Genomic DNA, 23,418 nt, shown 5'->3' with positions numbered 1-23,418 from the left:
TCCTCAAAAAGCAAATTTCCCTTTTGTTCATTTTGATAAATAAATTTTAGGAGGTAGCAGGCCAGGAAGCTTCAGTTAAGAAGAAGTTTAACTATTATATTCGGAATATTCAGTATAAGGAGAGGGTTTAATGAGGACAGAAACTCCAGAATTAAAAAAATCACTTAATACGTTTGGTGTTGTATTTCTAGGTCTTGCATGGATGACACCGATGATCTTTTTCACTGTATATGGGGTAGCATTTGAAGCAGCTGGAGGCATGCTTGCTGCTGCCTATGTAGTAGCATTTTTAGCCATCTTTTTTACTGCGTATAGCTACAGTAGAATGGTCAAGGCTTATCCTATTTCAGGATCAGCATACACATATACAAAAAAAGCAGTAAATCCAAAGATGGGGTTTTTAGTAGGATGGGCGTTACTTTTAGATTATATTGTTTCCCCTATTATTGCTTGCTTGACTTTTGGGCTTTTTTTAAATGCTCAGTTTCCAAGCATTCCAGTTTATGTTTGGATCATTATATTAAATTTAATATTAGCGTTTGTGAATATTATTGGGATTAAATCTGTTGCAAGGGTAAGTGGATTTTCTGTTATCTTTCAAATTATTTTTATTGTATTCTTTTGTGTATTTGTAGCAAAGGATATTATTGTTGGCGGGGACGGGATGGCATTATTCTCGATGCAGCCTTTTTTTTCTAGTGACTTTTCAATTGGAACGATTTTCTCTGGGGCAGCTTTAATTTGTTTCTGTTTTCTAGGTTTTGATGCCGTAACAACGATGGCAGAGGAAACGGTTAATCCCCGTAAGACGATTCCAAGAGCGATTTTTATGATTGTCTGTATTGCAGCTGTTTTGTATATTTCAATTTCATATTTAACGCAAATTGCTTATCCAAACTTTACATTTGTCAATGTGGATACAGCTTCATTTGAAATGATTCAAATGGTAGGAGGAAATTTATTAAGTGCATTATTTACAACAGTATTAATTGTTGCAACTTTTACCCAAGGTGTTTCATCTGTAACGAGTGTAACAAGATTCCTCTATGCTCTTGGTCGAGAATCGGTATTACCGAATAAGGTATTTGGATATATCCACCCCAAATTTAAAACACCAGTCTTAAATATCGTATTTGTAACCATTATTTCGTTCTTCTCTATCGCCATTGATTTAGATACTGCAGTAACATTTGTCAGCTTTGGTGCGTTAACTGCATTTACGTTTGTCAATATTTCGGTTATTGCTCATTACTATGTTAGAAATAAGCAACGATCATTAAAAGCTACATTTTTATATTTGATCTTCCCTTTAGTTGGTGCTTGCTTTATTGGATGGTTGTTAACATTACTTGAAACCCAAACATTGTTCATCGGGATTGGATGGATTGTATTAGGATTCGTTTACTTAGGAATACGAACAAGCCTGTTTAAAAAGCCAATATCTGACGTGACGGAAGGTAAGGTAGCAATACCAAATCGATAAAACGAAAAAGTGTGTCAGATAATCTGACATGGTGGTTTGAATATCTAACAAGGCATACTATACTGAAGGTACAGAATAATTCAATAAAGCTTCTCAACTGAGAAGGAAAAAGCTGTCTAGGGTTCCGTTCTTGTCATGAATCTCCCCTCATTCAAACAAGAAGTCTGGACCGAGAGAGAGCGTATGGCTATACCGCATGATAGCTATATACACGGAAGGATAAAAGCCTGGGAGACGTTGATCTCTCGGGCTTTTATCCTTTTTTAATACAAAATAATAGGAGGAAACTTCATATGAATAGTATTTTTAGTAAAACAATCCCTGCTGGTGGAAAATGGTCTGGAACAATCGGGAAAGGAAAATTGGTCAGATTTACGGCTTTAGGAAATGGAGCAAATCTTTCAACCCTTATGTATCACGCTCATAATCTAACAGAACGCTACAATATGCCTGATACATTAAAAGCGCAGCACACCTCACACTTAACAAAAGGACATGTGCTCATGAGTGATAACGGAAGAGTGTTAACAAGCATTATTGAAGATAGTCTAGGCTGGCATGACAGTATCTCTGGATATACATCAAGAAAACAAACCGATGAAAAATATGGAGTTACAACCTATCAAGACCTGCGAAATGATTGGTTAAGAAGCGGTGAAGAAAATTTCTTTGTTGAGCTTGTCAGAAATGGATTAGGAGTACGTGACATTGTACCGGTCTTGAACTTATTTTCAAAAGTGTATTGTGATGAAAACGGAGATATGCACTTTGTGGAAGGTCACTGTAAAGAAGGTGGGACCGTGACACTTAGAACAGAAATGGATACATTATTTCTTTTTTCCAACACGCCAAATCCTTTAGACCCTAGTAAAGAATATCCTTCAGTACCAATTAAAATAGAAGTTTTTGAGGCAAACCCAGTAGAAGAGGATGACCTTTGTGTAAACTTTCGTCCGGAAAACCGCAGAGCTTTTGAAAATACTTGGGAATATCACGCATTACTTGGTGAATCCCAAAAATCAGTTGTCTTGAAATAACACTTTGTTGATGAGAGCAGAAGAGCCAATTGTTAAAGTTACTTAAAGGAGGAAGAAACCATGGCGGTTTTAAACTATACAGAAAGTACAAGAAAAGTAGAAGACGCAATCTATGATTACGTGATCCCAGCAGGAGATGGATGGATGCACGAATTACAACCAGGTCAGGTGTTAAGAATCGTAGATTTAGAGGGAAATCAAGCGGCGGATACTCTTTTCTATAATGCAGAGGATCCAGAAGACCACTACAGTGCTGTGGCTACTATGGCTGGACAGCAAAATATTTATCTATCAACAGGAACGATTTTACGCTCTGAGTCAAGTAAAGAATTATTGAAAATTGTTGCAGATACATGTGGTCGTCATGACACATTAGGTGGTGCCTGCTCAGCACAAAGTAATACAGTTCGTTATTCACATGATACATTGCCAATGCACAATTGTAGAGATACATTCATGCTGCAGCTAACAAAATACGATGAACGTTTTACAAAGCGAGACTTGGCGCCGAATATTAATTTCTTTATGAATGTACCTGTTACACCAAAGGGTGGACTAACCTTCGCTGACGGTGTCTCAGCTCCGGGGCGCTATGTTGAAGTTCAATCGATTGTAAAAACAGTTGCCTTAATTAGTAACTGTCCGCAGTTGAATAATCCATGTAATGCCTATAATCCTACACCAGTTCGGGTGTTGATTTGGGATAACTAAGAATTAGATTGCTTGGTATAGGGCTGAAGACCAAAACTCATGGATGGAGAGTGAGAAAAGGTCTTCATAGGAGTAATGAAGACCAAAACTCAGTGATGGAGAGTAAGAAAAGGTCTTCATAGGAGTAATGAAGACCAAAACTCATGGATGGAGAGTAAGAAAAGGTCTTCATAGGAGAGATGAAAACCAAAACTCATGGATGGAGAGTGAGAAAAGGTCTTCATAGGAGAGATGAAAACCAAAACTCAGTGATGGAGAGCGAGAAAAGGTCTTCAAAGGAGTAATGAAGACCAAAACTCATGGATGGAGAGTGAGAAAAATCCTTCATAAGATTGATAAACCCAGAAGTCGATGAAGGAACGCTCAAATCCTTTTACATCCCTAAAGCCAATAGTATTCTCAACCACTTAAATGGGCAATTAGCCTCTATAAAGATAAAAAAAGAACTTCATAAGAAGGAGAGGATCACATGTTTAAAAAGGTTTTAATCGCAAACCGTGGGGCAATTGCGGTACGAATAGAGCGAACATTGAAAAAATTGGGAGTTTCATCTGTAGCGGTTTATACAAAAGCTGACCAAGACAGCTTACATGTTGATGGTGCAGATGAAGCTGTTTTGATCGGAGAAGGGGCAGCGAAAAATAGTTACTTAAATGCAGAATTAATCCTTAAAACAGCCCTGGAATCAGGTGCAGAGGCGATCCATCCGGGCTATGGGTTTTTAAGTGAAAATGCTGATTTTGCCCGCGCTTGCCAAGAGAATGGCATTACATTTATCGGACCATCACCAGAGCAAATGGACATGTTTGGTTTGAAGCACTCTGCGAGGGAAATTGCTGAAAAAGCTGGAGTCCCAATGCTTTCAGGGACAAATTTAATTGACAGCTTAGACACTGCTTTAGAGCAAGCGATTCAAATTGGTTATCCTGTTATTTTAAAAAGTACAGCAGGTGGCGGCGGAATTGGAATGCGGGTTTGTGAGGATGAAGAAGCGTTACGTACTGCTTATGATGGAGTTCTTCATCTAGCAGAAACAAACTTTAATAACGGCGGATTATTTTTAGAAAAATATATTGCCAAAGCACGACATGTAGAGGTGCAAATTTTTGGAAATAGTTTTGGTGAAGTTGTCACTTTAGGGGAACGTGATTGCTCCATTCAACGTCGAAATCAAAAGGTGATTGAAGAAAGTCCTGCTCCAAAGTTGTCTGATGAAGTTCGCCAAAAAATGTTTGCTGCAGCAAAAAGCTTAGCTGAAGAAGTCGGATATCGAAGTGCTGGAACTGTTGAATTTTTATATAACCCTGAAACATGTGAATTTTATTTCTTAGAAGTAAATACTCGCTTGCAGGTAGAGCATGGTGTAACAGAGGAAGTTTTAGGAGTAGACCTTGTAGAATGGATGGTCAAAGAGGCTGCAGGTGAGCTGAAAAATTTACAAGATCTTGTTCAGAAGCCAAAAGGACATAGCATTCAAGCTCGTATTTACGCTGAAGATTGTCATCATGATTTCCGTCCAAGCGCAGGTCAGCTTGATCAAGTCATTTTATCAGAGCTTGCACGTAATGAAACATGGGTAAGAGATGGCATTACGATTACCTCTTTATACGATCCAATGCTTGCAAAAATCATTGTTCATGGAAAAGATCGTAAAGATGCGATTCAAAAATTGATCAAAGCTTTAAGTGAAACACGTATGTATGGGATCACAACAAATCTTCAATATTTACAAGCATTGTTACAGGAAGAGGATTGTGCAGCTGGAAATGTGTACACAAGAATGCTAAATAGGTTTGAATCGGTTGAAAATGCCCTTGAAGTCATAGATGGCGGTGTTCAGACAACTGTTCAGGATTGGCCTGGAAGAAAAGGTCATTGGGATGTTGGGGTTCCTCCTTGTGGTCCAATGGATCCTTTATCCTTCAGAATTGGAAACAAATTATTAGGAAATGATGACAACGCACCAGGATTAGAATTTACACTCCGAGGTGGAGCCTATCAATTCCGAAATGATATGTGGTTTTGCTTAACGGGAGCTGATATGGAAGCGAAGCTTGATGGGGAAGATATCTCATTATATACGCCAATACTAGCCAAAAAGGGGCAGGTTTTATCATTTGGTGAAGCAAAAGTGGGGATGAGAACGTATTTGCTTGTTTCAGGCGGGTTTGATATGCCGAAGATTTTAGGAAGCTCGTCTACATTTACACTTGGAAACTTTGGGGGACATGGAGGCAGAGCACTTCGTACTGGTGATGTTCTTGCTATTCATAACAATCGAACACCAATTGCCGAAGAAACTTTACCAATCAATCATCAACCGAAAATTAACAATTCATGGACGATTGGTGTGATTCCTGGGCCCCATTGTACAGAGGAATTTTTACAGCCCAATTATTTAAAACAGCTAACAGAGACAAAATGGGAAATTCATTTTAATAGTTCACGTACAGGTGTACGCCTTGTTGGACCTAAACCACTATGGACTCGTGAAGATGGAGGAGAAGCAGGCTTACATCCTTCGAATATTCATGATAATGCTTATGCAATTGGCACCCTAGATTTAACAGGGGATATGCCGATATTGCTTGGTCCTGATGGTCCTAGTCTTGGAGGGTTTGTGTGTCCAGTGACAACAGCTTCAGCTGAGTTTTGGAAAATTGGTCAGCTTCATCCTGGAGATACCGTCCAATTTAAGCTTATCACGCTTGAAGAAGCGGATCGTTTACGTAAGTTGCAAGAAGAAAATCTGCAAGCTATCACAGAAAATCGTCTATCAAGGTTAGTAGAGGTACAATTAGCTGATCCAAAAATTGAAATTACTCCTGCATATCCAGTTTTAGCCAGGGAGTCAGCTGATCGTCAAATTCCAATTACGATTCGTTGTAGTGGAGATGAAAATCTTCTTGTGGAATACGGTGACATGGAACTGGATTTACTTCTGCGTTTCCAAGCACATGTATTAATGGATCGTATTCAAAAAAGTGAGGCCATTCCTGCATTAGATTTAACACCAGGAATTAGATCTTTGCAAATTCATATTGATGCATCAAAAATGTCGGTAAAAGATGCTGCCAAAAAGGTACTGGAAATTGATCGCAGTTTACCACCGCTTGAATCTATTCAAGTACCATCGAGAATCGTTCGCTTGCCGCTATCCTGGAATGATCCATCTGTACAATTAGCGACAGAACGTTATCAACAAAATGTTCGCCCAGATGCACCTTGGTGCCCTGATAACCTGGAGTTTATTAGACGAATCAATGGGTTCGATCGCATTGAAGATGTTAAAAACGTAGTATTTGATGCAAGTTATTTAGTTCTAGGCTTAGGGGATGTTTATTTAGGTGCTCCAGTTGCGACACCGATTGATCCGCGCCACCGTCTCGTCACAACAAAATATAATCCAGCTCGTACTTGGACACCAGAAAATGCAGTTGGCATTGGTGGAGCGTATATGTGTGTGTATGGCATGGAAGGTCCAGGAGGATACCAATTTGTAGGACGTACGATCCAGGTGTGGAATAAGCTTAGGTCTACTGAAAGCTTTGAGCCTGGTAAGCCATGGTTATTACGATTTTTCGATCAAATTCAATTTTATCCGGTTGAAGCAGATGAATTACTACAAATGCGGGAAGATGTTCTTCGTGGTCGTTTTGAGGTTGATATTACAGAAACGACCTTTGATCTAGGAGAGTATTTGAAGTTCCAAGAGGAAATCAAAGAAAGTGCCAACCAATTCAAACAACGTCAGCAAGCTGCCTTTAATGAGGAGCGTGAAAGATGGAAGGAGCATGGAATCGAGGAACATGTATCTGAGGATGATTCTTTGGCATCAAATGAGGAAGAAATGATTCCTGAAGGAGCAATCCCTGTTAATTGTTCAATGCCGGGAAGCGTATGGAAAGTCCTGGTTTCCCCAGGTGATCAAGTAAAAAAAGGTGATGTCCTTATTATAGAAGAAAGCATGAAAATGGAGTTCCCGCAAGCAGCACCATGTGACGGTGAAATTGCAGAAATTTATGTAAAACCCGGTGATTCTGTGCATGCAGGACAACTAATTGTTAGTTTATATGAGGAAAAAAAGGTAGGTGTTGCACAATGAGCAAAGGAAAGTTCCCAACCAAGTTAACACTAAGCTGGCTGCGAGAAAAATACGCTAGTAACCAGCTGACTCCAGGCGATGTGATTGAAGAAATACTTCAAAGATCACATCAGGATGAGGACATGAATATTTGGATTACTCCACCAAAAATGGATTACATTCAGCCATATATAAATCGTCTATCCGAGCTTGATTTTGATTCATCTCCATTATGGGGAATACCGTTTGCGATAAAAGATAATATCGATTTAGCTGATGTACCAACAACTGCTGGCTGTGCAGAATTTAGCTATAAACCATCAGAACATGCTACTGTTGTAAAGAGGTTAATCGAGGCAGGTGCAATTCCAGTAGGTAAAACAAACTTAGATCAATTTGCAACAGGGTTAGTCGGGACTCGCAGTCCATATGGGGAAACACATAACTCCTTACGTCCAGAGTTAATAAGTGGTGGTTCAAGCTCAGGATCTGCCGTATCTGTTGCAAGAGGTCAGGCTGTTTTCGCTTTAGGAACAGATACTGCTGGTTCTGGTCGCGTCCCTGCTGCCCTTAACGATCTAGTTGGCTTAAAACCTAGTTTAGGAGCTTGGTCAACAAAAGGGGTCGTCCCAGCGTGCGCAAGTCTTGATTGTGTTACCGTATTTTCTCATAGTTTAGAAGACGCCTATCATGTAGATGCTGTGGCTAGAGGAATAGATCAAGAGGATCCGTGGTCTCGAGATTTTCCATTGCCTCTAGCTAAGCTTCCCAAAAAAATCTGTTTACCAAAGGATTCCATTTCATTTTACGGTCCTTATGCAAGTAAGTATCAAGATGCATGGAATCGAGCAGTTGAACAATTAAAACAGCTTCCAATTTTAATTGAATATATTGATTATGAATTTTTCCGCGAGGCAGCAGCCATTCTTTATGATGGACCTTTTGTGGCAGAAAGATGGGCAGACTTAGGGGAATTTATTAATGATCATCCTGGCGTAGCATTCCCGGTTACTGAAAAGGTGCTTCGTTCAGGTGCTCAACCAAAATATGATGCAGCATCTGTGTTCAATTCAATGCACAAATTACAAGAATTTAAACGAAAAGCTAAAACTCTATTAAAAGATGCCGTTCTTGTTACACCAACAGCTGGTGGAACTTGGACACGTGATCAAGTTCGAAAAGATCCAATTAAAACAAATAGTGATATGGGGTTATATACGAATCACTGCAACTTACTAGATTTAAGTGCGCTAGCTGTTCAGGCAGGTGAGGCAGACGAGAACCTGCCGTTTGGTGTTACTTTCTTCGCTTTATCCCATGAAGAAGGACTAATCGCTGGAGCAGCAGAGGCGTTTGTCTCGAAAAGTAAGGACAAACAAAAGACAACTCAAGTTGCTGTTTGTGGCCTGCATATGAGAGGCTTTCCACTTGAAAAACAAATGCTGGAGTTTGGCGCAACCTTTGTTCGTGAAGATAGAACAGCTGAAAAATACCAATTTATCAAGCTGCCAACAGAACCAGCGAAGCCAGGATTGATTAAGAAACAAACAGGCGGAAAGTCTATTCATTTAGAAATTTGGGAGATGCCTCTTTCCTCCTTTGGAGAATTTGCCAAATTGATCCCATCTCCGCTTGGTATTGGAAAAGTTGAGCTCCAAGATGGCACAGAGGTACCAGGCTTTATTTGTGAAGGGTATGCAGTAGAAGGGGCAGAGGATATTACGGAAACTGGAAGCTGGAGAAAAGTATTGCAAAGTGTATAACAAATCAAAATGTAACTCATCTTAAAACATCAATGTTTTAGGGTGAGTTTTTTTATTCATGCCTTCGCGATAAACTAAGTTTTCTCATATTTAATATCGTAAGCAGGACTTTTTCAACTTTCCTTGAAGTAATTAAAGGAATGTTTTTATACTATCGATATGGATGATCGTATAAAAAACCTAAGGCTTTCGCCATTTGAACTTAGCGACAAGCCAAGTTTTTCTTATCACAAGGGGGAGCAGCATGAAACAAAAAGTCGTGGTTTACCGTGAATTACCTGAACAAGTATTAAGTTTTTTTAAAAATAAATTTAATGTGAGTTATTTTCCAAATTTAGATGATGGAAATTATCAGGATTTTCTATCTGAGCTTCAAACAGCACAAGGCTTATTAGGTGCTAGTATGAAAATAGATCAAGAGATTTTAGACCAAGCTCCTCAGTTAAAGGTGATTTCTAATATTTCAGTTGGCTATGATAATCTTAATTTAGAAGAATTAAAGAAACGGGGAATTTTAGGAACAAATACACCTGGAGTACTGGATGATACGACAGCAGACACTGTTTTTGGTCTATTGCTTGCAACGGCAAGAAGAATGCCAGAGCTCGATCATTATGTTAAGTCTGGAAGATGGGAAGGCACAAAAGGTGAAGATCTATTTGGTGTGGATGTGCATCATAAAACATTAGGTATTATTGGGATGGGAAGCATAGGCAGGGCTGTTGCCAAACGAGCACGATTTGGGTTTGATATGGAGATTTTATACCATAATCGTTCAAGAAATGAGGAAGCTGAAAACAAATTTGATGCTACATATTGTACGTTGGATGATCTACTGAAGAAGTCTGATTTTGTTTGTTTAATGGTCCCTCATACGCCTCAAACAGAAAAAATGATTGGTGAAAGAGAATTTAATTTAATGAAGGAATCGGCGATCTTTATAAACGGCTCAAGAGGAAAAAATGTTGATGAAGCTGCTTTAATTAAAGCACTGCAAGAGAAAAAAATTCTTAGAGCAGGATTAGATGTTTTTGAAATAGAACCAATTGAAAAGGATAACCCATTACTATCACTACCTGATGTTGTGACTCTTCCGCATATCGGTTCAGCTACAAACGAAACAAGGGCAAGCATGGCGAAGCTGGCAGCTGAAAACATGGCAATCGCTTTAGAGGGAAAAACGCCACCGAATATAATACGCTAAATAAAGGGGGAGAGGTGATCTGCCCCTTTTTAATGTTTACTTTCATAAACTTTTTCCTAAAATGTATAGACAGAAGGGAGAAGGTTTAGTGACAAATCAACTAGTGATCTATATGATTCTTGCCTTAATCATTTCGCATCTGCCTATCATCGGACGCTATATTTCAATGATCAACACACTCATCCATGAAAACGGTCATGCGCTTGCAGCTTTACTAGTTAATGGTAAGGTATATTCTATTAAATTATTTCAAAATACATCTGGGGAAGCGGTAACAGGACGAAGAGGATGGTTTTCGAGTATTGTTATCTCTTATGCAGGATATACATTTTCTTCAGTTGTTGTGTACATTTGTTTTATGCTTCTTAATAAGGGGCTATTTATCGGAATTTTATATGGATTTCTTGTCATAGCTTCTTTAAACTTGCTTCTTTGGATACGTAATATATATGGTGTATGTTGGTTAGTATCTTTTATCTTGCTATGCGGATGGATCATTTATAGTGAACAAGCTGGTTTGCAAACCTTTTTCGCCTATTTTTTATCCTGCATTCTCTTAATACAATCCGTTTCATCTGCTTTTCAGATTTTTATGTTAAGCATTGTACAAAGAAAGTCAGCAGGTGACGCTTCAAGCTTAGCTAATTATACGAAGCTTCCGGCAGTACTTTGGGGATTTCTGTTTTTTTTACAAGCCACATATGTCGCATATATCGCGATTCGGGATCATGTAGGATAACAAAATATAATCGCGTACAAAGATAAAAGTCGTGAAAGAAGGATCTTTCCTTCTTCCACAGCATTAAAGATTTTTCAGTGCATTACGACAGCTCGAAAGCTCATCTTCAATCACACTAAGCCTTTCCTCAAGCTTTTCAACTGAATGTCCAGTTGATTCTAATTTCTCAATATCCCCTTGAACTTTAACATATTCCATCTTTAATTCATCGATTTTTTGCTGAATTTCTTGTGCGCTCATTTGATATACCACCTAACTATCGTTCTCTTTTACCATTTGTTCGACCTTCTCTGCTTAATATGTCTGTCCTTGTTTTAGAGTTTTTAACAAGATGTTTATAAAAATTATAACAATAACTCATCTAAAGGGGAATCAGTAAAGCTGGAGTATGACTCATAGGAATATAACCATTCTTTCAAATTGAAATTTGAAAGAATTGGTGCTCTAACATAAGGCATTGAAGAAGTTTTTTTATGAAATTTACAAGCATAGTACTAAAAGGGAAATGATCATAAGAACTCACATAATTGGATTATCAACAAAAATATGAGCTTGGGTCCATTGCATCATCTAATGTGGCCATAAGAGCATTTACAACAACTTTTGAACTATTTTTTATTTCTTTCATCAACCTCTTGAATGTGAGGGAGGTCAGACACTAAACAATTAATAAAGTTCCCACGACTTAAACAGGTTTACACATTTGAGAGTCGTGATCTTACGGTTGATAAGCTAACCATTTGGGAACCCGCATTACAATTGGGGGAAGAATTAGGGAGGAAGAAAATAAAAAACTACCCTATAGAATTTTACTTAGAGAAGTTGCATACTGTGCGTTAAAATACATTACATGAATTTCAAACACTACCTGATGAGTGGTTAGACACTATAACACCATTTTGGCATGAAAAACAAGCTAATCATTATATTAAATGGTTTCATGTATTTGAAGACAAAATCAGCCATCGCGGGCAAATACACATTATCAAAAATTTCTACCAAAGCAGACTAAATAAAGAGAAAAATTGATAGCATATGAGCTTTCAATTTTCTTATAAAGCCTAAAAGTAAGAACTAGTATTGAAAATACTCATAACACTTTCGATAATATTTAATACAAGGGAAAGATAATTTATTGTGTTACTTCCATATATATAAAATGCGTGTTATTATTGCGAATGTATGTTCTTTTTTTAGGGGTGCATACTTTGAAAATTGAAAAAGACTTGGAATGATTGTGACAGGTTTTCCTCAGTATAAGTTATTTATTGTTTAACCTGAATTAAATTTTTAATGTGAGGAGTCGGTTTTTATGGGAAAGGTAACACCGTTCTTAATGTTTCAAGATGGTAAGGCAGAGGAAGCGATGAATTATTACACGTCAATTATTGAGGACTCGGAAATTACAAGTATTGTTCGTTACGGAAAGGATGAGGGAGGAGAGGAAGGAACGGTCATGCAAGCAACCTTTTCATTAAAAGGGCAAGAATTTATATGTATTGACAGTGTTATAAAGCATGAGTTCTCTTTTACACCTTCGTTTTCAATTTTTATCACATGCAATTCTGAAGAGGAGCTCGATCATCTTTATGAGAAGCTCATTAAGGATGGGCAAGCACTTATGCCGTTAGATAATTATGGTTTCAGTAAGAAATTTGGCTGGCTAAATGACCGGTTCGGTGTCTCGTGGCAACTTAGTCTTCCTAATTAAATAGTTTGGGAATACATGGGCGGAATTTTGAAGAAAGAGTTGGGCTCTTTCTTTCTGTTAGAGGACAAACGCGAAGTTGGCTTTTTAGGTGGAAATCTATTTAAATCTCCCAATTTTAAGACTAGGCAGGGATAAATTCACAAAGAATAAAACCATCACAACGAACATTGGAGATGGATCATATGTCAAATACAAATCGAATGCCCCGTGAAAAAGGAATAGATCACAGCTTAGACCTTTTAAGAGAAGGATATATGTACATTATGAATAGACGTCATAGTTTTCATTCTGATATTTTTGAGACCCGATTGCTTGGGAAGAAAGCGATCTGCCTGGGAGGGGAGGAAGCTGCGGAAGTATTTTATGATAATGAGATGTTCAAAAGGAAAGATGCAGCACCAGGCCGGGCGGTACAAACATTGTTTGGCAAAAATGGTGTACAGGCATTAGATGGGGAGATTCATAAACACCGGAAGGAAATGTTCATGTCGCTGATGTCTCCTGACAAAATTGAAAAACTGGCCGATATAACAAAAAAACAGTGGGAAATAGCAGCTGATAAATGGGAAAAAATGAATAAGGTTATTCTTTATGAAGAAGCGAAGGAAATTATGTGCAGGGCTGCCTGTAAATGGGCAGGTGTGCCTGCACAAGAAGAAAATATTAAGGTACTGACAAAAAGTTTAGGAGCAATGTTCGAGTCAGCAGGTGCAGTAGGCCCAAAACATTGGCTAGGCAGACAAGCACGGAATTCTGTGGAAATTTGGATTAGTGAACTTGTTGAAAGGGTTCGTAAAGGGGAAGTTGACCCTCCTAAAAATACAGCATTACATAGATTTACCTGGTATCGCGATCAGGAAGGAAATCTTCTAGATACTGAAACCGTTGCTGTAGAAGTAATCAATATTTTGAGACCAATTGTAGCGATTGCTATATTCATCAATTTCATTGCTCTGGCAATACACCATTTTCCTGAAGAAAAGGAGAAACTTAAATTAAACGATGAAAAATATGCTCTGATGTTTGTACAGGAAGTACGTCGTTTTTATCCATTTTTTCCGTTTGTTGCTGCATTGGTGAAAAAAGACTTTACTTGGAAAGGATATAAATTTGAAGAAGGTACTTTAACCTTACTAGATCTTTATGGGACAAATCATGACCCAAGAATTTGGGAAAATCCCGAGGAGTTCAGGCCTAATCGGTTTGTTAAATGGGAAGATAGCCCTTTTAGCTTCATTCCGCAAGGTGGTGGTGATTACTTTATGGGACATCGTTGTGCTGGAGAGTGGGTCACCATTGAATTAATGAAAGTAACTCTTGAATTTCTAGCGAATCGAATGGATTATGAAGTTCCTAATCAGGATTTGAGTTTCAGTATGGTCAGTATGCCAAGTATTCCCCATAGTAAAGTAGTTATCAAAAATGTTAAAAAGAAGATATAGTTGATTTCTGCACCACACAATTTATTAGTATGAAATGGTCAATTGGATTAAAAAGAAAGAGAACAATGAAATAAGATAATCTGTTTGCCCATTTGCAGTAGGAGAGTAGAGCACATCTTCCCTTCTAATGCATTAAAAAAACCTCATCAGAGAGGTTTTTTTTAATTACTGTATGTTGACCTGGCCATTAATTGTTTTTTAAATTTACGTATAGTACCAAATAAATCCAAAATCATCAGGAAATAAGAACAAGTTTATAAAATAGATAGCATTCTAGTATTGTATGCGCTTTATTTATAAGAAATCGCAGTTTACAAAAAATAGTATTGTTTCTATTATTTATAAAGTAATTTATTACGGAGGTGAAATAAATTCTATGTTAAAAAAATCTTTAAATTTATTTTTTATGGCAATGTTAATCTTATCATTAGGGGCTTGTTCCTCTAATGAAGCTAGTAGCGACACAACAAATTCTTCAACTGATCAAGTCGAACAGGATGAATCATCAGAAAATGAGGAGGTTCATTGGTCATATGAAGGTGAAACAGGTCCTGAACATTGGGCTGAGCTAGATTCAGCAAACGCATTATGTACAAATGGAACAGAGCAGTCACCTATCAACATTGATTCAGCAAAAGCATTAAAGGAAGAAAATGCAAAAAAGGTGCAGATAAAATATGGATCCTCAACATCTGTTTCTATTATGAACAATGGTCATACTGTACAAGCAAATCTATTAGACGAAAATAATAGGATTATTTTAGATGGAACGGAGTATAAGCTTAGCCAATTCCATTTCCATACCCCGAGTGAACATCAGTTTGATGGTGAAAATTACAATATGGAGTTGCATCTTGTACATACAGACAAGGATGGGAATATTGCTGTACTTGGACTAATGATTAAAGAAGGTTCAGAAAACAAAGATTTAGCTTCGATCTGGAATGTTATACCTGAAGAAAAGACTGATGCGGATGTACCAGTAAATGATCCAATCAATTTAAATTATCTTTTACCTGAAGATCAGTCTGCTTATTATTATAATGGTTCTTTAACAACACCACCTTGCTCAGAATCGGTAAAATGGACTGTTTTTAAAGATCCAATTGAAATGTCTAAACAACAAATTGATATTTTTCAAAATATCTTTCATGATAATCATCGTCAAGTACAGTCTTTGAATGATCGAGAGGTTAAAAGCTACTAATTGGATATATTAAAAAACTCTAGTAGAAATCATTATTATATGATGTTCTCTAAAGTCATGCATCGATATAACTCTTCAACCAAAAGGCGTGAACTATTATAGTCACGCCTTTTTTCTACCTATAAAATCCAATCATTTTATAGGTAGTTCAGCAATCACATTTGTCCCATCTAAAACAATGATTTTCCCATATTGAAGATCTTCGATTCGATGAAATTTTTCAACAACGATCAGGATATTTCAAAGAAGGTAATGATTGATTCAAACTAGAAATATATATCTATCTAATAGATTATTAAGGAGGTTAATTCGTGAGCTATATATCTGACCTAAGGAAATTTATCGGTAATCGGCCTATAATTAGTGTTGGTGCAACAATCCTTGTCATAAATGAGAAAAAGGAAATTCTTTTCCAACACCGTTCTGACACCTTGGATTGGGGGCTGCCGGGTGGTTCAATGGAATTAAGGGAAACATTGGAAGAAGCTGCTGCTCGTGAATTAAAAGAAGAAACAGGACTTGAAGCCAGAAGCTTTGAATTAATAGATGTTTTTTCAGGTCCACAATATTATTTTTGTTATCCAAATGGGGATGAAACATATAGTGTCATTAATCTATACCGAGCAATAGATGTAAGCGGGCAACTTGAGATGAATGATGAAGAGAGTATAAGTCTAGAGTATTTCAACAAAAACACACTACCGAAGAATCTTGAAAAGAGGGCAAAATCCCTTATTGAGGCATTAGGGGATGAGTTTTGGGGATTAGAGCCATCTTTAAAAAGTAAGAAATAAGGTAAGAAGGGGGGAATTGAATGGATTACATTAAATACTTAAGAAATATGGTTGGGAATAAATATGTTATTTTAGTTGCAGCAGGTGCTTTAGTTTTTGATAAACAAAATCGGTTATTACTCCATCAACGTTCAGATAATGGATATTGGGGTATACCTGGAGGATTTATGGAATTAGGAGAATCTGCTGAAGAAACAGCAAGAAGAGAAATTTACGAGGAAACCGGAATTATTTTAGGTGAAATTGAATTATTTAATGTTTACTCAGGAAATGGAAGAAAACAGGTTTTGGAAAATGGGGATAAATTTTTTGATGTCATAATCCTCTATACATGTAAAAATTATAGAGGTGATATTACTTTTAATAAGGAATCGTTAGCTGTTAAGTTCTTTCCCCTGGATTTATTACCTGAAAAGCTTTTCCCTTCTCAAAAAGATCTATTTGATGATTTATTATCCAGAAAACATACATAAAAGATAGGCACATAAAGAGTATTAACTATCATCAAGTCAAAAGGAACTAACAGATAGGAGGATTGCTATAAGATGAAAATTGAATTTCTTGGTACTGGGGGTGCAATCACAACCCCACGACCACTATGCAAGTGCAAGGTTTGTTTAGAGGCAAGAGAACAAGGAGTTCCTTATAGCCGAATGGGTCCAAGTATATTTGTGCATGGTCCCGATTTGCTGATTGATACACCGGAAGATATATACCAACAAATCAATCGATCGAATATTGATGAGGTTAAAGGAATTATTTATTCTCATTGGCACCCTGATCATGTAATGGGTAGGAGAATTATCGAAACTTTAAGCGCAGATTGGATTAACAATCCCCCTCAAAACAAGAAAATAGATGTATATCTTCCAGAACAGGTAGAAATAGATTTCAAAGCATTTCTTGGTACTAGCGACCATTTAAATTTTTTTGAATGTCAAGGATTTGCTAATTTAAATAGGTTGAAAGATGGAGAGAGTTTTTCATTAAATGGTACAAAAATTTATCCATTTCGATTGGCTGAGGATTATGTTTATGCTTTTAAGATTGAAAGTGAAAATAAAAAGGTGCTTATTGCTATGGATGAATTAAATAATTGGATACCAGACAAGACGATGATTGGTGTTGACCTTGCAATTTTACCAGTTGGAATATTTGAATTTCACCCATTAACTGGTAACAGATTAATATCCGAAGATCACCCTGTTTTTAAAGAGGAAGCAACCTTTACTCAAACAATCGAAGTAGTGAAGGCCCTTAAAGCGGATAAAGTGTTATTAACACACGTTGAAGAATCTAATGGATTAAGCTTTAAAGAATTTAGAGAAGTAGAATCGTTGTTAAAAGATTCCGGCATAAATGCAGAGTTTGCATATGATACCCAAATCGTTAGTCTATAAATCTTTCATGTAATAGGATAAAAAAGTGAAAAGTGCTGGTTAAGGTGAGAGGTTAACAAATATTTTTGTGAAATGAAAATTAGAATAACGAGAGGACCATTTATCTTATGAATATTGATTGAAGGCAATTCCATTGTGGATGTGCCTTTTTTTCATTTAAGAGATATTTAAGAGGTAAACGATATAATGAATGAACATATATTTAGGGGGGATTGAAGAAAATGAATGATGCCTGTAAACAAAATCAATTAGATGAAGAATGGACTTCTTTAATAGTTGAAGCTAAGAATTTAGGTATGAGTATAGATGAAATAAGGGCCTTTTTTCAATCCAATCATAAAGTGAAAAGATAAAAGGCCCTTTGGCAACGGTTATCCAATTAGTAACGACTGATAAAGTTTTGCTAGACGTTCTTCGGGATCAATGCCTAGATCTTCTGAAAGCAATTGCTCATAATCATTATATATTTTCATTGCAGCGACATGATTTCCTTGTTGAATGAGAAGACGCATTGTTCGCTCAATATTCCGATCTAAGTAAGGTGCTAACTTTCTTTGAAGTTGTAGATAATGTAATGCTTTAAAGCTGTCATTTTCACAATAATAATCTATTACTTTTTCTAAAAGGATAATTACATCGTTTTCTATTTTTTGTGCAATTTCATTTGCCCATCCATAGTGGTTCCATTCCATAAATGAACCAGTATAGAGTTTAAGTGCTTTTTCAACTTGAAGAATATTTGATTCGTTCACCTTATCTTTATTCATAACAGCCTCATTGATCAAAGTTAAATCGCAATGTACCGTATCCATTTTCAGTATATAGCTCTGACTTGAAAATGTAATACTGTTTGCATATCCAAGTGTGCTCAAAAGTTTTCGCAAATGGGATAGACTAGTATGAAGACTAATTTTTGCTTTTTTTTGATCATGATTTGGCCAGAGATGATCTATGATACGGTCACGAGGGATATACGTATTAATAAAGGTGACAAAATATGCGAATAACTCCTTTACCTTTGCAGTTTTAAAATGGAGCTGTTCTCCATCTTTTAACACCTGAAATTCATGAAAGCACTTGATAGATATTGGCGGATTCCTCATCTCTCGTTCAACTTTATGGTCAATGACATTTTTTGATAATCTCTGTATAGTCTTAGCCAATCGACTGGGCATAACAGGCTTTAATAAATAATCAATCGAATTTAATTCAAATGCTTTTATTGCATGTTCTGCATATGCAGTAACAAATACTATTTGGATCGAAGGTGATAAAGAATAAATAGTTTCTGCAAAGTCTAAGCCGTTTCCATCAGCCATTTCAATATCTAAAAATATCACATCAATGGTTTGCTTTTGAATATCCTCCAGAATACTCGTTTTATCTGTGTATGTATTGATAATTTGTATCATTGGAAATGCTTGAAGTAATTTTGTTAAATAATTTAGTGCTAGAATCTCATCATCTACTAATATCGCTTTAATCATTTTATACCTCCTAGATGCTTTGTAGAAATCAATATTTAAATATAACCAGAGCAAATAGAGGAAAAAGGAAAAGGAATTTGTTTATCTCTTTTCTTCATGGATGAAAAATGTAATGGTCGTTCCTTGATCTAATTTACTTTGAATGGTCAATCCTTGCCTGTACAGTTGCTTCAGTCGGCGATTAACGTTTATGAGTCCAATTCCTTTTTTTTGTTCAGATTTTACGAATGAAAACAAATTTTGTTGTTTTTCGGGACCTATCCCTTTACCATCATCACTTACTTCAATTTTTAATTCATTGGCTACGTTTGATAGTTTAATCGAAATAGTGCCTCCTTCGGGCTTCGAAAAAATACCATGTTTCACTGCATTTTCGACAAGCGGCTGAATGGTTAAAGGCGGAATCATCCATTCACCACTGTAATTAAGTTCCCAATTGACGGTAAGACGCTCATTAAACCTTATCTTTTCAATATATAAATAAGATCGGACAAGAGAGAGTTCATGGGTTAATGGAACAAGTGGTTCGGCATTATTGAAATCAAAGCTTAAGCGTAAATAATTACTGAATTCCTCAAGTAAATCAAGCATTCTAGATGGATCTGTAATACCTAGCGCTGCAATTGAATTTAGTGTATTAAAGAGAAAATGCGGCTGAATCTGTGATTGCAGCCAAGCACCTTCTATTCTTAATCGTTCCTGAATTGAATGTTTTAGGTCGATTATTACACCAATCCTCATCTTTAATTCTATTGTATCTAGTGGTTTTACTAGATAATCATTTGCTCCTGCAAGAAACCCGGTATAAATCTCTTCTGGGTTATTATGAGTTGTTAATAATAAAATAGGTAGTTCAGAAATCGAAAAATGCTCTCGTATTTTAGTTGTTAATTCATAGCCTGACATTGCTGGCATCATGATATCGGCAATAATGAGATCCCAACCTTCGTCCAACCGATTTAAAACTTCCTTACCGCTTGTAACAGTTTCAATTAAATACTCTTCAGCTAAGAGAATGCTTTTTAAAATATGTAGATTCATTGGATCATCATCAACAGCCAAAATTTTTGGTTTGATCAAACCTTGCTCATTTCTTGGAGATATCTGAGCTTCAGATACTGCTAACTCTTGATAGCCTATATCTTCTTGACCGGTTGTATGATAAAGTTCAATTTCTTGATCCTTTGCAAGCGGCAAGGTAATTGTGAACACAGAGCCTTTTGAGGGATTGGATTTAACGGCTAGTGTCCCATCATTCATCGAAAGCAATTTCTGGCAAATGGTCAACCCTAGCCCCAGTCCACCTTGGTCCTCGTAATTCTCCTTCGACCCCTGCTCATACGGAAGGAAAATCCGCTTCTGTGTTTCTTCATCCATACCGATGCCAGAATCCTTTATAATGATGACTGCCTTATTGTCTTTTACTTTTGCTACAACTGAGATCACACCATTTTCAGTATATTTCACCGAATTATTTAGCAAATTAAACAAAATTTGTTTTAGATGGGTCTCATCCGTATAAACACGAGGAAAGTCTATAGGAACGTCTAGCTTAAATTGAAGATTCTTCTGATCCATCATCATCTTCTGAACATTAACAATAGTTGTGATGACAGGAAGAAGGGCAACGGTTTGTTTATTCAAGTTGATATTGTTTTGCTGTATTTTTGTTACATTAATTAAGTCGTTTAATAAATAAGACATCCGTCGACCAATAACCATGAGAAGCTCAAGGTTTTGTTTACTTTGAGTAGTCAGTCTTGAGGCATCCTTATCAATAATGCTTTGAGCCATATTAATCATCCCATGTAAAGGATTACGAAGCTCTTGGGAAGTATTGGCTAAAAACTGATTCTTTGTTGAATACTCCTTTTGAAGCTTGTCCACGAGCTCATGATTCTCGTCATTTGCACGAAAGAAGCGAATGAACCAAAAAGTAGAAAATGCCAAAAGTGCAAGGGTTAAATCAACTGGATAAAAGTTGGGATCAATCATGCTAATAATTCCTAAATTAAATGAGTGTACTCTTCCAGCAAAGGATGACCATAGGATGCTTGATATTACGCTAATCGCTGCAAGTAATAAAAAGAGGGAATCCTTCTCTTTTTTTACGATTACTTGTGCCACAAGTAATATGATGGCAGTAAAGGGTATTGATAGTACAAATAGTAGTAACAATGACCAATCTCTTATAAGTGTTGTAGGGGCCATTACAATAAATAGCCCATATAATCCGCAAAATCCAGAAATCCATCGAACCATTTGATTTCGTTTATTATTTGTAAATAGATGTCTCACAAACAATAAGAAGAACAGAGATAGCCCTGTATATGACAGATAGGCAAGCTTAGCAAATATGTCATAATTTAATGGTATCCATTGAAGAATGAGTCGATCGTCACTAACCAAAATCGATAGAGAGGAAAGTAACATGGCTACCGTAAAATACAAAAGCTCGATTTTTTTCGGACGAATAAAATAAAGAATACATGAGTAAATTCCGTGAACCAACATTATGGCAGCAAGCATTAGTTGCATGGCCGATAATGTCCAATATTCTCTTGTAATTGCATTTTCTGTTCCGAAACGAATGGATTTTAATAACCCTCCATCATAGACTTCATCACTAGAAGAAACAGAAATAACTAGATGAATCCATCCCGCTTCATCAGGAGTGACCGTTACGATTGACGGTACAAGGGAGGACTGATTAACCTTCATTTTGTCAATAGAAGCAGTTCTTTGTTCAACTAAATCTCCGTTTGCGTAGAGATTAAATGAGTCTGTAATTCTATGAACTTTTAATCCATACTGTTCATGGTTGTCTTGAACATGAATCCGCAACTCGTAAGTACCCACCTGTTCATTTTTGTTTGTAATTGTAGAAAGCTCCTTCCATCCCCGCGGGACTTGAATGAAGCTTTGTTCAGCCGCAGCTGGGAGTTCTTCAGGTGCAGCAAATATATTTGGATAAAATGACCATTCGCCATCAAGGGCAACAGTTGATGTATCAGATAATGCTAAATGAGATAAGTCAATAACACCATCCTCAACAAACGGTTGATCGAGTGGTAAATGATTGATAAACCAAAAGACTCGGAAACTTGTAAGAACAATGATAAATGCAAGAACGATTGTTAGTAATTTTCGAATGGACATATGTTTCTCCCTAGTTGTAAAATTTAACCTTCAATTTATAACTTGCCAGAATAGGTAAATATTTGCAATGGCTAATTCATAGAATAAAAAATATTTTTAGTATTTGAGGCTGCATGACCAATATAGATGATCTAAATCAATAAATTGTGATTAATTTTTAGAAAGCTGTTGACAAAAGGTAATTTCAGGTCTAGAATTATCTCATATTCAAAATAAATTAATTAAGAATAATTCAATTCGAAATAAATAACACAAAATTTTTAAGGAGGTGTCATATGGATCGAAAGTGTACTAATCACTCATTTTTATTGCTTATGCAAACAGCAAGATTATTTCAGGAACGAATAAGGGACGATATGAACCAAAATAATTTAAGTATTACAGAATTCTCAGTGTTGGAGGTACTTTTTCATAAAGGAAAACAAACAATACAGCAAATCGCCAATAGTATTTTAGTTGCCAACAGTTCAATGACATATGTGATTGATAAGCTGGAACAAAAAGGTCTATTAAAAAGAAATGCTTGTCCGGAAGATCGAAGAGTTGTGCATATAACATTAACTGAAAAAGGATTAGGATTAATGAATACGGTCATGCCTGAGCATGAGGAATTTGTTGATCTTGCTTTTGATTCCTTACATCCTAAGGAGTTAGAACAATTTGATATTCTTTTGAAAAAGGTAAAAGAAAAATTGGAAAAATAATTTTTTATATTCATATATCTCGAAATCGAGATATAAAAATAGGAGGATTTCAAATGATAGGTATTGGATTATTAATGATTAGATTAGTTATTGGTGTTTTATTCATTGGCCATGGTGCTCAAAAGTTATTTGGTTGGTTTGGTGGTTATGGATTAAAAGGTACTGGAGGGTGGTTTGAATCAATTGGCATGAAGCCAGGAGTAACAATCGCTCTTTTTGCGGGATTAGCAGAACTTACTGGAGGAATTTTGTTTGCTTTAGGATTTTTAACTCCACTTGCAGGAATTATAATCGCAGCAACGATGTTAATGGCTATTGTTAAGGTACATGGTCAAAACGGATTATGGGCAACTTCGAATGGATATGAATATAATTTAACATTGCTTGTAGTTGCTATTGGTATAGCGTTAATAGGTGCGGGTCAATATAGTCTTGATGCTCTCTTATTCTAATATACCTCAGTGTAGAGATACTTCAATTAAGAGTATATGAA

At 36.5% G+C, this 23,418-nt stretch carries 19 protein-coding genes and 1 riboswitch; of the genes, 16 read left to right on the top strand and 3 right to left on the bottom strand.

From position 1 onward, the window contains the following. The first annotated feature begins 130 nt into the window (after positions 1 to 130). The 7 genes from AC4GZ8_RS24585 to AC4GZ8_RS24555 all read left to right on the top strand — a co-directional run bounded on the left by AC4GZ8_RS24585 (position 131) and on the right by AC4GZ8_RS24555 (position 11,021). Positions 131 to 1,483, top strand: a complete 1,353-nt coding sequence (locus tag AC4GZ8_RS24585) for an APC family permease (RefSeq protein WP_491084518.1) — start codon at positions 131 to 133, stop codon at positions 1,481 to 1,483. Positions 1,484 to 1,588: 105 nt separating this feature from the next. Next, a riboswitch (guanidine-I (ykkC/yxkD leader) is annotated at positions 1,589 to 1,719 on the top strand. Between the two features lie 57 nt (positions 1,720 to 1,776). Further along, positions 1,777 to 2,520 carry an urea amidolyase associated protein UAAP1 gene (locus AC4GZ8_RS24580; RefSeq protein ID WP_491084517.1) on the top strand — a complete coding sequence of 248 codons (744 nt, stop codon included), beginning with the start codon at positions 1,777 to 1,779 and terminating at the stop codon, positions 2,518 to 2,520. 60 nt (positions 2,521 to 2,580) lie between these two features. After that, a complete protein-coding gene (locus tag AC4GZ8_RS24575; RefSeq protein ID WP_491084516.1) occupies positions 2,581 to 3,231 on the top strand; it encodes an urea amidolyase associated protein UAAP2 in 651 nt (216 codons plus the stop codon). 469 nt (positions 3,232 to 3,700) lie between these two features. Further along, positions 3,701 to 7,336, top strand: a complete 3,636-nt coding sequence (uca, locus tag AC4GZ8_RS24570; RefSeq protein ID WP_491084515.1) for an urea carboxylase — start codon at positions 3,701 to 3,703, stop codon at positions 7,334 to 7,336. Next, positions 7,333 to 9,078: an allophanate hydrolase gene (gene atzF, locus AC4GZ8_RS24565; protein ID WP_491084514.1), complete on the top strand. Its 1,746-nt coding sequence runs from the start codon at positions 7,333 to 7,335 to the stop codon at positions 9,076 to 9,078. The genes uca and atzF overlap by 4 nt, the downstream gene beginning before the upstream one ends. A gap of 244 nt (positions 9,079 to 9,322) precedes the next feature. Beyond that, positions 9,323 to 10,282 carry a 2-hydroxyacid dehydrogenase gene (locus AC4GZ8_RS24560; protein WP_491084513.1) on the top strand — a complete coding sequence of 320 codons (960 nt, stop codon included), beginning with the start codon at positions 9,323 to 9,325 and terminating at the stop codon, positions 10,280 to 10,282. A gap of 88 nt (positions 10,283 to 10,370) precedes the next feature. After that, positions 10,371 to 11,021: a M50 family metallopeptidase gene (locus AC4GZ8_RS24555; RefSeq protein ID WP_491084512.1), complete on the top strand. Its 651-nt coding sequence runs from the start codon at positions 10,371 to 10,373 to the stop codon at positions 11,019 to 11,021. Between the two features lie 63 nt (positions 11,022 to 11,084). Here AC4GZ8_RS24555 and AC4GZ8_RS24550 read toward each other — a convergent pair whose 3' ends face one another. Beyond that, complete coding sequence (locus AC4GZ8_RS24550; protein ID WP_491084511.1) at positions 11,085 to 11,261, bottom strand: SE1832 family protein; 177 nt, start codon at positions 11,259 to 11,261, stop codon at positions 11,085 to 11,087. A 1,072-nt stretch (positions 11,262 to 12,333) separates the two neighbouring features. Here AC4GZ8_RS24550 and AC4GZ8_RS24545 point away from each other — a divergent pair. The 7 genes from AC4GZ8_RS24545 to AC4GZ8_RS24515 all read left to right on the top strand — a co-directional run bounded on the left by AC4GZ8_RS24545 (position 12,334) and on the right by AC4GZ8_RS24515 (position 17,928). Continuing rightward, positions 12,334 to 12,732 (top strand): VOC family protein, encoded by a 399-nt coding sequence (locus AC4GZ8_RS24545; protein ID WP_491084510.1) that lies wholly within the window; start codon positions 12,334 to 12,336, stop codon positions 12,730 to 12,732. Between the two features lie 182 nt (positions 12,733 to 12,914). After that, positions 12,915 to 14,174 carry a CYP152 family fatty-acid peroxygenase CypC gene (gene cypC / locus AC4GZ8_RS24540; protein WP_491084509.1) on the top strand — a complete coding sequence of 420 codons (1,260 nt, stop codon included), beginning with the start codon at positions 12,915 to 12,917 and terminating at the stop codon, positions 14,172 to 14,174. 376 nt (positions 14,175 to 14,550) lie between these two features. After that, the gene (locus AC4GZ8_RS24535; protein WP_491084508.1) at positions 14,551 to 15,381 is read left to right on the top strand and encodes a carbonic anhydrase; all 831 of its coding nucleotides are present in this window, start codon (positions 14,551 to 14,553) and stop codon (positions 15,379 to 15,381) included. Between the two features lie 311 nt (positions 15,382 to 15,692). Beyond that, positions 15,693 to 16,175 carry an NUDIX hydrolase gene (locus AC4GZ8_RS24530; protein WP_491084507.1) on the top strand — a complete coding sequence of 161 codons (483 nt, stop codon included), beginning with the start codon at positions 15,693 to 15,695 and terminating at the stop codon, positions 16,173 to 16,175. A 20-nt stretch (positions 16,176 to 16,195) separates the two neighbouring features. Then, positions 16,196 to 16,648, top strand: a complete 453-nt coding sequence (locus AC4GZ8_RS24525; RefSeq protein ID WP_491084506.1) for an NUDIX hydrolase — start codon at positions 16,196 to 16,198, stop codon at positions 16,646 to 16,648. A gap of 72 nt (positions 16,649 to 16,720) precedes the next feature. Beyond that, positions 16,721 to 17,575: an MBL fold metallo-hydrolase gene (locus AC4GZ8_RS24520; protein WP_491084505.1), complete on the top strand. Its 855-nt coding sequence runs from the start codon at positions 16,721 to 16,723 to the stop codon at positions 17,573 to 17,575. Between the two features lie 221 nt (positions 17,576 to 17,796). Next, the gene (locus AC4GZ8_RS24515; RefSeq protein ID WP_491084504.1) at positions 17,797 to 17,928 is read left to right on the top strand and encodes an anti-repressor SinI family protein; all 132 of its coding nucleotides are present in this window, start codon (positions 17,797 to 17,799) and stop codon (positions 17,926 to 17,928) included. 18 nt (positions 17,929 to 17,946) lie between these two features. On the opposite strand, the gene AC4GZ8_RS24510 is transcribed toward AC4GZ8_RS24515, so the two are convergent. Beyond that, complete coding sequence (locus AC4GZ8_RS24510) at positions 17,947 to 19,062, bottom strand: response regulator (RefSeq protein WP_491084503.1); 1,116 nt, start codon at positions 19,060 to 19,062, stop codon at positions 17,947 to 17,949. 81 nt (positions 19,063 to 19,143) lie between these two features. Then, a complete protein-coding gene (locus AC4GZ8_RS24505) occupies positions 19,144 to 22,221 on the bottom strand; it encodes a hybrid sensor histidine kinase/response regulator (RefSeq protein ID WP_491084502.1) in 3,078 nt (1,025 codons plus the stop codon). A gap of 275 nt (positions 22,222 to 22,496) precedes the next feature. Between AC4GZ8_RS24505 and AC4GZ8_RS24500 the strand changes: the two genes are divergently transcribed. Together AC4GZ8_RS24500 and AC4GZ8_RS24495 are read left to right on the top strand one after the other, a co-directional pair. Further along, positions 22,497 to 22,925: a MarR family winged helix-turn-helix transcriptional regulator gene (locus tag AC4GZ8_RS24500; protein WP_491084501.1), complete on the top strand. Its 429-nt coding sequence runs from the start codon at positions 22,497 to 22,499 to the stop codon at positions 22,923 to 22,925. 53 nt (positions 22,926 to 22,978) lie between these two features. Beyond that, positions 22,979 to 23,377, top strand: a complete 399-nt coding sequence (locus tag AC4GZ8_RS24495) for a DoxX family protein (RefSeq protein ID WP_491084500.1) — start codon at positions 22,979 to 22,981, stop codon at positions 23,375 to 23,377. The last annotated feature ends 41 nt before the right edge of the window (positions 23,378 to 23,418 follow it).

The sequence above is a fragment of the Metabacillus sp. RB-C-LZQ-3-1 genome, from assembly GCF_058315175.1.
The sequence above is the reverse complement of the archived record's forward strand: the minus strand, read 5'-3'. Positions and strand labels throughout refer to the sequence as shown.